The 13,215-nt window shown below is 40.6% G+C and carries 12 protein-coding genes; 6 read left to right on the top strand and 6 right to left on the bottom strand.

Going from position 1 to position 13,215, the window contains the following annotated elements:
• Window positions 1-295: 295 nt before the first annotated feature.
• The 4 genes from FTU98_RS08245 to FTU98_RS08230 form a co-directional block, all read right to left on the bottom strand.
• On the bottom strand, window positions 296-499 hold the full coding sequence (locus FTU98_RS08245) for a hypothetical protein (protein ID WP_004970716.1): 204 nt from the start codon (window positions 497-499) through the stop codon (window positions 296-298).
• Between the two features lie 128 nt (window positions 500-627).
• The gene (gene adk, locus FTU98_RS08240) at window positions 628-1,287 is read right to left on the bottom strand and encodes an adenylate kinase (RefSeq protein WP_004970717.1); all 660 of its coding nucleotides are present in this window, start codon (window positions 1,285-1,287) and stop codon (window positions 628-630) included.
• 81 nt (window positions 1,288-1,368) lie between these two features.
• Window positions 1,369-2,685 carry a hypothetical protein gene (locus FTU98_RS08235; RefSeq protein ID WP_167846149.1) on the bottom strand — a complete coding sequence of 439 codons (1,317 nt, stop codon included), beginning with the start codon at window positions 2,683-2,685 and terminating at the stop codon, window positions 1,369-1,371.
• A gap of 63 nt (window positions 2,686-2,748) precedes the next feature.
• The gene (locus FTU98_RS08230; RefSeq protein ID WP_180050991.1) at window positions 2,749-3,267 is read right to left on the bottom strand and encodes a hypothetical protein; all 519 of its coding nucleotides are present in this window, start codon (window positions 3,265-3,267) and stop codon (window positions 2,749-2,751) included.
• Window positions 3,268-3,521: 254 nt separating this feature from the next.
• On the opposite strand from FTU98_RS08230, the gene mrdA reads away from it, so the two are divergent.
• The 3 genes from mrdA (at window position 3,522) to ykgO (ending at window position 6,401) form a co-directional block, all read left to right on the top strand.
• Complete coding sequence (mrdA, locus tag FTU98_RS08225; RefSeq protein WP_180050988.1) at window positions 3,522-5,612, top strand: penicillin-binding protein 2; 2,091 nt, start codon at window positions 3,522-3,524, stop codon at window positions 5,610-5,612.
• Window positions 5,613-5,615: 3 nt separating this feature from the next.
• Window positions 5,616-6,173: a 16S rRNA (guanine(966)-N(2))-methyltransferase RsmD gene (gene rsmD, locus FTU98_RS08220; protein WP_004970724.1), complete on the top strand. Its 558-nt coding sequence runs from the start codon at window positions 5,616-5,618 to the stop codon at window positions 6,171-6,173.
• Window positions 6,174-6,278: 105 nt separating this feature from the next.
• On the top strand, window positions 6,279-6,401 hold the full coding sequence (gene ykgO / locus FTU98_RS08215; protein WP_026438469.1) for a type B 50S ribosomal protein L36: 123 nt from the start codon (window positions 6,279-6,281) through the stop codon (window positions 6,399-6,401).
• A 47-nt stretch (window positions 6,402-6,448) separates the two neighbouring features.
• Here the strand turns inward: ykgO and FTU98_RS08210 are convergent, their stop codons facing one another.
• The gene (locus FTU98_RS08210) at window positions 6,449-7,075 is read right to left on the bottom strand and encodes a 1-acyl-sn-glycerol-3-phosphate acyltransferase (RefSeq protein ID WP_104852321.1); all 627 of its coding nucleotides are present in this window, start codon (window positions 7,073-7,075) and stop codon (window positions 6,449-6,451) included.
• Window positions 7,076-7,431: 356 nt separating this feature from the next.
• On the opposite strand from FTU98_RS08210, the gene FTU98_RS08205 reads away from it, so the two are divergent.
• A complete protein-coding gene (locus FTU98_RS08205; RefSeq protein ID WP_179996063.1) occupies window positions 7,432-8,262 on the top strand; it encodes a copper resistance protein NlpE N-terminal domain-containing protein in 831 nt (276 codons plus the stop codon).
• Window positions 8,263-8,389: 127 nt separating this feature from the next.
• On the opposite strand, the gene FTU98_RS08200 is transcribed toward FTU98_RS08205, so the two are convergent.
• Window positions 8,390-9,991, bottom strand: a complete 1,602-nt coding sequence (locus FTU98_RS08200) for an isocitrate lyase (RefSeq protein ID WP_179994050.1) — start codon at window positions 9,989-9,991, stop codon at window positions 8,390-8,392.
• Window positions 9,992-10,636: 645 nt separating this feature from the next.
• On the opposite strand from FTU98_RS08200, the gene FTU98_RS08195 reads away from it, so the two are divergent.
• Both FTU98_RS08195 and FTU98_RS08190 read left to right on the top strand, forming a co-directional pair.
• Window positions 10,637-11,626 (top strand): LysR family transcriptional regulator, encoded by a 990-nt coding sequence (locus FTU98_RS08195; protein WP_004977282.1) that lies wholly within the window; start codon window positions 10,637-10,639, stop codon window positions 11,624-11,626.
• Between the two features lie 137 nt (window positions 11,627-11,763).
• Window positions 11,764-13,092 carry a hemolysin family protein gene (locus FTU98_RS08190; RefSeq protein ID WP_104852324.1) on the top strand — a complete coding sequence of 443 codons (1,329 nt, stop codon included), beginning with the start codon at window positions 11,764-11,766 and terminating at the stop codon, window positions 13,090-13,092.
• Window positions 13,093-13,215: the final 123 nt, after the last annotated feature.

Here is a 13,215-nt window from a genome sequence, read left to right as displayed (position 1 = left end):
CTTATTGAAGACAAGCTAGATCATCAAAGCAATGTGGATCATCCAAAATCGTGTGGATAACTGTGCAATCTATGCACAAGATTGTACAGAGATGAACTTGTTTCTTCATGGTTGGTATTTTCACCGTTACCTAATCTTTTTGTCTCTGTAACTGCTTGAGATTTTATAAAAATTACAATACCTAAAGTAATAATACCAACCACAAGAATTATTAATAGAATTTTATTCTTTTTCATAAGGTTTTATAAAAACTGCCCAAATTTAAAATTGCAATCTTTTGCAGATGTGTGATGGTTTATTTATCCTGAGAATCTTCAGACTGACGTTGTTGCTCTTGCTGTTGTTTAAGTTTCGGATGCAATTGATAGTGCTTGCCTGATTTTTTTTCAGCCGAATTCTGAGCTTGTGTATTGCGCAACAACTTATAGCTCACAAAAACAAGAAAGCCTAAAACGGCAATACTTGCCAATAACATGATGATCACAGCAGCATGTTGCAAAGCACTCTCCCAAACTGAAACAAATAAAAAGAGCCCTAATATGAATCAGGACTCTTTTAAAGTCAAAACAAGCAGCCTGTTTAAACGATTTTATTTTCTTTTAAACAGACTTGGTCTAAGACCTAGACTTATTTTGCTTGGTCTAAAATAGCAAACAAATCTGCTTGAACTTCTTCAATTGGACGAAGACCATTCAATTTGTTATAGCTTGGTGCATTTTCACCAGAAGCAGCACGACCTTGATAGAAGCCAACCAATTGCTCAGTTTCTGAGTGATACGCTTTTAAACGCTTACGAATGGTTTCTTCTTGGTCATCTGGACGTTGAACCAAATCTTCGCCAGTTTCGTCATCTTTACCTTCCACTTTTGGTGGATTGTAAACAAGGTGATAAATACGACCAGATGCAGGGTGCTGACGACGACCAGACAAACGTTGTACGATTTCTTCGTCTGCAACATCAATTTCAATCACGTGGTCGATATTGATGCCTTCGCTTTCCAAGGCTTCAGCTTGTGGAATAGTGCGAGGGAAACCATCAAAAATACAACCATTCACGCAATCTGGCTGCGCAATACGCTCTTTCACTAAGCCAATGATCAGTTCATCAGATACCAAACCGCCACCGTCCATGACGCTTTTGGCTTGTAGACCTAATTCAGTACCTTCACGAATTGCAGCACGGAGCATATCACCGGTTGAAATTTGTGGGATATTGTAGCGCTTACAGATCAACTGAGCTTGTGTACCTTTACCTGCTCCAGGTGGTCCGAGTAAGATAATGCGCATAAAAAAACATCCTCATTTTAACAATGTATTTGACACTCGTTGCATATCAGAGCCATCGCCCTTTACGCAGCCAGCATCCTCTTATAAGAAAGCGACAAACAAATGTATTAAACCAGCAATAAAACCAGTTACACCACCCAAGACAATTAAAATCCACTCATCTTCCTGAAAGGCAGGACGCAAGAGATTCTGGAATTCTTTTGGCGTCAGTTCACGAATACGATCTCTGAACATTTGATAAATTTTCTGTGCACGGCTCGCATTAAAGGCAGGGTCGCATACAGGCACCATCGTAATTTCAATCGAACGATCAATCAAGTCAGTCTTGAGTTTGGCATACTCTTTTGGCCCCAAAGACAACTGTAAAGAGGTACGAACCAATGGTGTTTCCATAATTTCGTTGATGTGGCGTTTGACAATACGGCGGGTTTTGTCTTTTTTACTGCCATACATCATTTCAGTCATAATCGATTTTAACGTAATCAGATCTTCTGTGACTACCGTTGCAAACACATCCGAGACTTCTTCTTGGCGTTTCATGAACGCACCCTGAATATTATAAGTCCCAATGCGTGGAATCACTGGCTTAATCCATGGAAATTGACGATTTTCAGTCAATTTAAAGAACTGCGGATATTTCACGTAATGTGGTTCGACTGGGTTAAATACCATCCAAATCGCAATCCAGTTGGTCAAGAAGCCCCAAATTGCCGCCCAAAATGGAACCGTCCAGTGCCATGGTACAAGAAACCAAACAATCATTTGGAAAATACCAAAGAACATCCCAATCAATGCACTGATATGCCAAATAAAGTTAATTTCTTTTTGACCGACTTTTAGGAACATACGCACCATTAAGCGGCGATCACCTTCCATTTGGCTGACCACCATTTCACGCATATCCACCAAGGATTCAACATTCAAGGTCAGTTCAGTCACCAATTCACGCAGCACACCTGGCAATTGTTTATGCGCCTGTGCGTAAATACGGCGTTTAATCGAATACGGTAGGTTTTCCCAAAGCACAGCATTGCGGTCTAACATGACCTCATCAATTAAGTGCTCAAGTTCAAAACCCACTTGCTCACCAATAATACGCGCCATATCGTCAGGGTCCATAGCATTGAGAAACTCACGCAATGAACCTAATTTTGACAATGTGTTATCGGTAATGATGCCTGAAATACGCCCTGCTTTACGCGGTACAATCCCCTGCCATCCCACAGGAATAGGCCCAAGGTGAAAGCCCCAAAAGCTAATTGGATAGAACACCATTTTTAGTGCCATCCACACGTGCGCCCAAGTCACAAAAGCAGTCACAGGAATAATACTGAGCACGGCCCAAAAATCTGGACGATTCAAAAAGGTTTGCCACAACTGATTGACGTACTCAAGCATGCATTTTTTCCATATTTAGTTCTAATTACAAGATTCTAAAGTAGTTAAAAGTCACTATTCTGACTACAAACCCATACTGAGCGTATAGGAAAATTGTAGTCTAGGCTCAGTTTCCGCAATCACTCGCCCTTGTCGATCTTCCAATTTTTCACCTGCGCCAATGCCAACACTAAAGCTACTGATGCGTTCAGGGCTCAGTAATACATAAGCCAGATCAATGCCTGCACCTAAACGCGCTTTTTCTTCACCATCCACCCATTTAGATTCTAGGTGTCCTGCGTAAGCGCCAATATAATAACCATTTTTGTCTTTACCTGTGAGGTGGTATGGGTAACGAAAACCTGTTTGCCCACCGACTTCATGGTCACCATTTAAAAAAGCCCCCGCTTTTAGATAGGCAATGCCATAAGGATTGACCCATTCACCATTCAAATGCAGTAATTTTTGGGTAATACCCGCCCCTACATTCCAGGTTTTTGCGCTATCTGCGCTAATTTTTGCTTCAGGTAAAAAAGTAGTGTTCCCAGCAGAGCTAAAACTTGAAAAGGCAAGTAATGCCACGAAAGAATAGACTTTTGTCATTATTGTCACCAGTGTCCATTTGTTTTAATTTTAAAAACAATCCTGTTTTCGTGTTTTGACTCTAGCAGAATTGTCAGGATTCTTATATACAGCAAATTACAATTTTGATGTCGCTAAAGTCAAAAATTAAGATTGCGCCCATCTTCTAGGTTAAATCGGGCAATTCAGTCAAACATGGTTACTCAAAATTGCCAATAGATGCGTTAGAATAGTCCAAATTCGTTCTCCCTCATTTTTGTTAAGCCAATTTTTGTATGAAACAACACTATCCGTTAAAAAATGCTCAGCAAGAGAAGCGTATTTTTCGCAATCGCATCTTTTTTTCGGTGGGTGTTGTGGTTTTTTTCTTGCTGCTGTTGGTGGCTCGTTATGCCTTTTTACAAATTAGCGGCTACGATGAATTTGCGACTGCATCAGATAAAAACCGAATTCGGCTACAACCACTCGCACCTGCACGTGGTTATATTTATGACCGCAATGGTGTGTTATTGGCAGATAACTACCCTGTGTTCTCAGCCACTTTAAGCCGTGCAGATGTTGAAGATATTGACGATACCATTGCGCGACTGACACCTGTTTTACAACTGACAGAAGAAGATATCGATCGCTTTAAAAGTCGGATTAAAACTTCACGTAAAACTGAACGTGTATCGATCAAGCTGAATTTAAATGAATCGGATATTGCCCGTTTTAGTGAAGTTAAATTTCAATTCCCTGGGGTCAATATTGAAACCCAGATGACACGTTACTATCCGCATGGTGACTTATTTGCGCACGTGATTGGTTATGTCGGGCGCATTAACGACAAAGAACTGAAAGAAATTGACAAAGATGCTTATGCAGGCACCAACTTGATTGGCAAAATTGGGGTGGAGAAATCGTATGAGCACTTGCTACATGGCGTACCCGGCAACGAATCTGTAGAAGCCGATGCACATGGTAATGTGCTGCGCAATTTAGGACGTAAAGACCCTGTACGTGGCAATGATTTGTTTTTGTCATTGGATTATGGCTTGCAAGTGGTCGCCTCTGAACAACTGGCAGAACGCCGTGGTGCAATTGTGGCACTTGACCCACGTACAGGTGAAATTTTAGCTTTAGTCTCCAGTCCGAGTTTTAACCCTAACTTATTTGTCACAGGTATTAGCCATACCGACTACTCTGCCTTACGCGATAATTTAGATCAACCACTCTATAACCGTGCAGTACAAGGTGTTTATCCACCGGGTTCTACCATTAAGCCGATGTTTGGTTTAGGCGGTATTCATTATGGCTATGTCGACTGGAAAACCGCCATTCAGGATTATGGTTATTTCACTTTACCAGGCGACAGCCACCGTTTCCGTGACCATAAAAAAACTGGGCATGGCATTGTCGATATGCACAAAGCTCAAGTCGTGTCGTGTGATACCTACTTCTATGTATTGTCGTATCGCATGGGCATTGAAAAAATGAACGACTGGATGCGTCAATTTGGCTTTAGTGAAAAAACTGGGGTCGATTTACCAAGTGAAAGCACAGGACTCTACCCAAACCCGGACTGGAAAATGCGTACGCGCAAAGCCAAATGGATGAAAGGTGAAACAATTTCCGTCAGTATTGGTCAGGGTGCATTTACCTCGACACCATTGCAATTAGCAATGGCCACCGCCATCACCGCCAACAAAGGATTTAAAGTCACACCGCACGTGTTACGTGAAAGTCGTGGCGCGAAACCATTTAAAGTTCACAATGGTACCAACGGAAAAATTGACTTTAACGGCACAGAAGAAGACTGGATTAAAATGCGTGATGCCATGGTTGATGTGATTCAATCAGGTACAGGTAAAGGGATTAAAGGCGGCTTGCAATATTCAGTTGCAGGTAAAACAGGTACAGCACAGGTTAAAAGTATTGCGCAAGGTAAACGCTATAACGAAGCCTTATTGACCGACCGTCAGCTTGACCACGGTTTATTTGTTGGCTTCGCTCCTGCCGAAAACCCTGAAATCGCAATTGCCATCATTCTAGAAAATGGTCGCGGTGGTTCTGCAGCAACGGCTTTGGCGCGTCCAATTTTAGACTATTGGTTACTGAATAAAAATAAAAAGCCAATTCGTCCATCTGCCGCACAAGTGAGTGGTGGCTTAATGACTGCAGGTTTAGAACCAAGTGAATTGCCAAGTGGTGAAGTCCCTTCATCTACTGCACCAAATACGAATAACGTGAATAATCCGAATACAGCAACCAATCACCCTGCGCTCAACCCAAATCCTTCGCAAACTACTCCGAGTTCAGCTCCAACCAATCCACCTGCAACTGCGCCAACAGCAGTTGTACCCACTAACCCAATTGAGAGCGACTAAGCCATGAAAAATCAACTACGCATTATTGGTGGAGAATGGAAACGTCGTCAGTTGGCTTTTGCTTCAATTGAGGGATTACGCCCTACGCCCGACCGAGTGCGCGAAACCTTATTCAACTGGTTAATGTGGGATGTGCAAAACGCCAAAGTGTTAGACCTCTGTTCAGGTTCGGGCGCTTTAGCTTTTGAAGCCCTGTCTCGCGGTGCGGCACACGTGGTCATGATTGAGCCAAACCGTACACAAGCACAGTTTTTACAGCAAAATTTAGAATTATTACGCGTCAATAAAAGCAAAGCACAATTAAAAGTTTCTACCGCACAACATGCTTTGGCGACACTAAAAGATCAGTTTGATTTGGTATTTTTAGACCCGCCTTATAGTTTAGATTTATGGGAAGAATTGGCAGGGTTGGCTGATCCACTCATTGCGGCACAAGGTCTGATTTATGTTGAAGCAGATCGTGATTTAAACCTGTTAAAATTACCGCAGACTTGGCAAAAAGTTAAAGAGAGCAAAGCGGGAACTGTACGTGCGGGCTTATACCAAAAGATTGTTGTTTAAATTTTCTCCTTAAAAGATACGCGGTAATTTTATGACTATCGACACTTTTCAAGAGTCATCTATTAATGTAATATTATAACATTACATATTGTAGTGTTTATCTTCATGAAAGTTCGTTCATCTTTAAAAAGTGCAAAATCGCGTGCCGATTGTCAAATTGTGAAACGTCGTGGCAAATTATTTGTGATTTGCAAATCCAATCCACGTTTTAAAGCAAGACAGGGATAATCCCCTGTCTTTTAGTTTTGATAGATTATTACACTGAAATAGTGTGCTTATTCTGAATAGTAACGTGTATCGACACTAAAACTTTCAGGAAATTTTGCTTGAACCTGCGCATAAAATGCCATGATTTCAGCCATATCTTTTTCAAAATCGCCGGTTGGATGCACAATTTTTCCCACACCCGTTTTCTTTTTTGCGTAATCCATATACGCCAAAGCAATTGGCACACCTGCATTTAGCGCAACATGATAAAAACCTGTTTTCCATTGTTCTTGACGCGCACGTGTGGCTTCAGGCGTCACCAACATCACCAATTTAGGATGGTTTTTAAATAAGTCCGTCATGAGCTGAACCATACTAGGTCGTGCTTCGCCTGGTGCTTTCGGACGACGGTCTATACCAATACCTCCCATCGCACGGACAAATGGCCCAAACGGCAATTTCATATAGCTGTCTTTAATGGTCAAGCGAACATTAACGCCCAAAGCTTTAAGCCCTAAGCGTGCATATAAGGCATCCCAATTACTGGTATGCGGTGCAGCAATCATCACATATTGGTCTAATTCCAACGGACAATGATTGTCGATTTCCCAACCCATTAAATTTAAGCTTCGCTCAGCTAACTTTTCAAACACAACCGCATACCCCAAATAAAGTGTGCGAATTTTAGCAAGCATCGACAAATACAAAAGTCTAAAACGACGAATAAATAAACAAATACTTTATAAATGTATAAAAATTTCCTGCACTCATCTTATTTTTGTCATTCCATGCAAAATCATACTGTTTTTGCGCTTATTCATTGCTAGATTCAAGCAAGTTTAAAATGGTAAATATATAAATTTACGCACAGTTTGCTGAGTTTTTTACGGTCTAATCCGATGTAATCCTTGAAGTGAAACTTAAAACTTTAAAACATCTGGCTTGTTATGATTTGCTACAAATCTTCATTAAAAATAAGGCAAATTGGCTTTTCAGATACAAGGTGAAAGTTTAAGGTGGCAGCAAGACAAGTTTGAAGTTCAGAACATTTATGCTGAATCGTTATCCGATTGCACTCAGTACACTTAGCTTATTTTTAGTAGCTTGCGGATCAACTGATCCAAGCAGGGAATATCAATCCGCTTTGCCTTCTGAGCCACAAATTACGCCCAAAACTGAAGTTCAAAATTCAGCAACTTCATGGACAGGACAAGCTACAGGTAACTTTAGAGCCTTATTGCCTTGTGACAACTGTGAACAGCATGTGATTCATTTACGCCTGAATGATGATCAAACCTTTCAACTCATCGACATTAAACGCTCGAAACAGCGCCAGCGCGAAAACCAAGTGGCGGGAACGATTCAAGCTGCTCAGGGCAACAATCAGCAAGACAAACAGAACCAACACCCATCGCAAAACACGGCAAATGAATGGTTGCTCAATACAGAAAATGGGCAAGCCTATGCACGTATTCAACTCACAGCGCACGGTCTTAAATTCAGCTTATACAATCAGAAAAAGACACAAAATCAGCAGAAAAATGAAACTCAGGTTTTCTTACATCCTGTAGAAAATATGCAAGTCAGTAATGCCCTGAAGCATGTCGATATTCAGGCTGAACACGTACAAAATGTTGAGGTCAAAGAATTAAACGACCCTGTGATGGCACACGATTATTTTCTGGCAATTCACAATCAATCTGATCAAGCATTACAATTACATGCCAATGACTTGGTTTTGGTCGATCAGCAATATCAAGAATATGCAGCCGTAGTCGATCCGCATTTTTTAGAACCAATTCCTGCACAACAAAAACAATGGATTAAGGTGTCTTTCCATTACCCTGCTTCTGTAGAGGCAGATGTGATCAAAATTAAATAGGTTACAGCTGCTGCATTTCATAAATGAAGGAACATCAATTTAAGGATGTTTCAAAGTTCTTTGACTATTTTAAATAGCCATAAAAAAACCCTGCATCAGCAGGGTTTTCTTTTAAACCATCAAGCGATTACGCGTTGAATTGGTTCATTGTGTTTTTAGCTTCGTCCGCTGCTTTAAGCGCGTTGTCACCAGAGAAAATTTCTTTGTGATCGTCACCGATGTCAGAACCAGCCATTGCTTGGTGTTTAACACAAGCGATACCACCGCGGATTTCTTTACGTTGTACGCCAGCAACATAAGCCAACATACCTTCAGAACCGAAGTAACCTTGAGCAAGCTCGTGAGTAGAAAGAGCAGCTGTGTGGTAAGTAGGCAGAGTGATCAAGTGGTGGAACACGCCTGCTTCACGAGAAGCGTCTGCTTGGAATGTACGTACTTTTTCGTCAGCTTCAGCAGCCAATTCAGAATCGTCGTACTCAGCGCTCATTAATTTAGCGCGGTCGTATGCAGATACGTCTTTACCTTCAGCAACCCAACGGTCGTAAGCTTGTTGACGGAAGTTTAAAGTCCAGTTGAACGATGGAGAGTTGTTATAAACAAGCTTCGCATTTGGAACAACTTCTTTCACACGGTTAACCATGTGTGCAATTTCTTCTACGTTTGGAGTCGCAGTTTCGATCCAAAGAAGGTCAGCACCGTTTTGTAAGCTAGTTACACAGTCAAGTACAACGCGGTCAATTTGAGTGCCTTCACGGAATTGGTACAAGCCAGAAGCTAAACGCTTAGGACGGTGTAATTTACCATCACGCTTGATAAGAATTTCGTCTTCTTTCGCTTCAGAGATGTCAATTTCTTGAGTGTCTAAGTAGCTGATGTATTGAGAAGCGATGTCGCCTGGCTCTTTAACCACTGGGATTTTTTGAGTCAAGTCAGCACCTTCAGAGTCAGTACGTGCAACGATAATACCGTCGTCAAGACCCATTTCTAAGAACGCATAACGTAAAGCGTGGATTTTAGCGATGAAGTCTTCGTGTGGAACAGTTACTTTACCAGCTTGGTGACCACATTGTTTAGCGTCAGAAACTTGGTTTTCGATTTGTAGAGCACAAGCACCCGCTTCGATCATTTTCTTAGCTAATAAGTAAGTTGCTTCTTCGTTACCGAAACCAGCGTCGATGTCCGCAATGATTGGCACAACGTGAGTTTCAAAGTTGTCGATTTGAGCAGTGATTTCAGCAGCTTTAGCAGTATCACCAGCGTCTTGTGCTTTTTTAAGTGCGCGGAACAAATCGTTTAATTCTTTCGCGTCAGCTTGACGTAAGAATGTGTAGATTTCTTCGATCAATGCAGGAACAGAAGTTTTTTCGTGCATAGATTGGTCAGGAAGTGGACCGAATTCTGAACGAAGTGCAGCAACCATCCAACCAGAAAGGTAGATATAACGGCGTTCAGTAGTACCGAAGTATTTTTTGTTCGCAATCATTTTTTGTTGCGCAACAAAACCGTGCCAGCAACCTAAAGATTGAGTGTATTTGCTTGAATCAGCATCATAAGCAGCCATATCACGACGCATAATCGCAGCTGTATATTTAGCAATATCTAAACCAGTTTTGAAACGGTTTTGCATTTGCATACGCGCAGCATCTTCAGGACTGATGTCTGCCCAAGTGTTGCCGAATTTTGCTTTTAATTCGCGGATTGCATCAATCGCTGTTTGGTATGTAGTCATGATATTGTACCCTGTAATATTATTTAGGATTTATCAATCGAAGGCTAAATCGCGCTTATGCTTGATTGCTCAGATTTAGAGCACTTCGTTACGATGAATACAGAGTAGAGTGACTGAATGAATTAATCCAATATTCTCGTGTAATTCTCGGTATTTTTTAAAAAAATGTATAGATCAAAGTCTTAATTCACAAAAACAATAAAAACACAACATATTGATTTTAAAAACCTTATTTAGAAAATTAATCAAATATCTTTGCTTACAAATTCATCTCTGTGCCGATATTTTCTGCATTAGACTTAAGTCTTGCATTTCATAAAAAATGCTTGCATTGGCGATTTCTGCCATTTTTTAGCAAAATTTTGCTGCTTTTCAGCACAATGTAAGTGCATAAGTTTCATACAAAATAGAATCTGCTATCAGTTCTGCCAATGCTTTTAAGTGTTTTTGCATTTAATATTAAAAAGTATAGATGCAGTGCTAGGCAGCTTACATTTCTTTAGGAAATAATGATGGGGCTGGCTGTTTTTATTCAGATTTTTTGCTATTTATCTCGTCGATTTTTTCATCATAATTTATACACAAGCCTTACGGCTTATGGCATAATTCCAATAATTTAGTGATTTTATTTTCGGTATTTATTTTATGAATCTGGAGCGGGTTGATCTTAATCTATTAATTTATCTTGACGTCTTACTTCGTGAAAAAAATGTAACCCGTGCTGCAGAACAATTGGGCGTTACCCAACCTGCGATGAGTAACATTTTACGTCGTTTGCGCAATTTATTTAATGATCCCCTGCTGATTCGTTCTTCTGAAGGCATGACGCCAACTGAACGTGCCTTAGAATTACAACCGCGTATCCGCGATGCCTTATCTGACCTTTCTATGATTTTGGAGCCGCGTACTGAGTTCCGCCCTTATACTTCAAATCGTGTATTTCGGATTATGACCTCCGATTACGCAGAAGCCACATTAGTCCCACGCTTGGTTAAAGCTTTACGCTCTGAAGCACCTAATGTGGTATTAGACTTTTTAACCCCGAGTGATGTGTCTTATCGCGACATGGAACAAGGTAAAGTCGATTTGGCGATTAACCGTTTTAATGAAATTCCACAAAGTTTCCATCAGGTTTTAGTTTGGCGTGATAGTTTTTCTTGCCTGCTCAATCACAAACACCCTGCTGCCAATAACCTGAATTTAAAAAGCTACTTAGATGCACAACATATTTGGGTTTCTAAAACAGGTATGGGCGTTGGTTTTGGTGTGAATCCAGAGAAACAAGCGGGACTGGGTTGGATTGATCAAGCTTTAGAGCGTATTGGACAAAAACGTAAAATTTCGGTGTTTACCCGTCATTATCAAATGCCTGCACTACTCGCGTCTAATGTAGATTTAGTCGCAACCTTACCTACACGTATTGCGCGCTTACAAGCCAAAAGCCAAAGTTTACTGATTAAAGACCCACCATTTTATATTCCAGAATTTGAATTAAAGATGGCATGGTGTCCGTTGTTACATCATCACCCTGCACACCGTTGGTTACGCCAATTGATTTTATATGTAGCGCGCCAAATGATTGAAGAAGAAAACCGTGAGTTTTTACTGAATAACTCTCAATTTTCAGCCTATTAATTAAAAATTCACTGAACTTATTGGTACAAACGCTTATACTCAGATGAGGAATATTTCGATATTCCTCATTGTTTAATCATGATTTAATAAAGATTCAAATTGTTATATTTAAAATAATATAATCCACAGGTGGATTCGTGAGCCTCTTCCAGAATATTGTTATTATCCTCATCCTCATTGTCGGAGCTGGTTTTTTATCGCTGACTGAAATTGCGTTGGCTGGTGCACGTAAAGTTAAACTGAAAATTCTAGCCGAATCAGGCGATGAACGTGCCCAAAAAGTTTTAGACCTACAAGAAAACTCAGCTGATTTTTTTGCTGCCTCACAAATTGGCTTAAACGCAGTTGCCATTTTAGGTGGTATTTTAGGTGAAGGCGCATTCCGTCCTTATTTTTACAACTTAGTTGTGCGCTTCTATCAAGGACCATGGGCTGAAACGCTTAGTTTTGCCTTGTCATTTACCTTAGTGACTTCGCTGTTTATTTTATTTGCCGACCTAATGCCTAAGCGTTTGGCAATGATCGCCCCTGAAAAAATTGCGGTATCGGTGATTAATCCGATTCAAATTTTTATTCGGATATGCAAGCCTTTGGCATGGATGATTAATGCGATTGCCAACGTGCTGTTCCGTTTATTCAAAGTAAACACCACGCGCGAAGACAATATTACATTTGATGATATTTCTGCAGTCATGGATGCAGGCGCTCAAGCAGGTGTTTTACAAAAGCAGGAACATCACTTTATTGAAAACGTGTTTGAACTTGAAGAACGTAACGTGCCTTCGAGTATGACTACACGTGAAAATGTGGTGTTTTTTACCCTAAAGGAATCTGAAGCCAGTATTCGTCAAAAACTTGCAGAATATCCTTATTCCAAATTTTTGGTCTGTAGCGAAAATATTGATGATGTTATTGGCTATGTCGATGCCAAAGATATTCTGGTCAGAATCCTCAATAATCAATCTTTACTGCAACTGAATGAAAGCACCATCCGTAATGTATTGACCATTCCAGATACACTCACGCTGTCTGAAGTCTTAGATCGTTTCCGCTCGACCAAAGAAAAATTTGCCGTGGTGATTAATGAATATGCTTTGGTTGTGGGCGTGATTACCCTGTCTGATATTATGATTACTGTGATGGGCGATTGGGTAACACCTATTGAAGAAGACCAGCAAATTATTAAACGTGATAACAATTCTTGGCTGATTGATGGCAGCACGCCAATTGAAGACATTAAACACGCGCTGCAAATTGATGAAATGCCAGATGATGAAAATTATGAAACCATTGCAGGTTTTATGATGTATAAGCTGCGTAAAATCCCTCGCCCTGCCGATTCTGTACTTTTTGATGGTTATAAATTTGAAGTGGTCGATGTCGATCATTTTAAAATTGACCAACTTTTAGTAACACGAATTGTAGAAACACAGGAAATACAAAACAACACTGAAGCAGATGGTTGACATACTCCCACCACTTTCGTTTTCACTCAAGTGGGGGATTCTAAAAGCAAAGCTCTTAGGCGACTTCCTCACGGATTTCGCTTGCTTTCTGCTTCTTAGGGCGACCTTTACCGCATCCACCCT

The organism is Acinetobacter sp. YH12211 (assembly GCF_013418015.1).
Classification (GTDB): Bacteria; Pseudomonadota; Gammaproteobacteria; order Pseudomonadales; family Moraxellaceae; genus Acinetobacter; species Acinetobacter towneri.
This window is presented reverse-complemented; position numbering and strand designations above follow the sequence as displayed.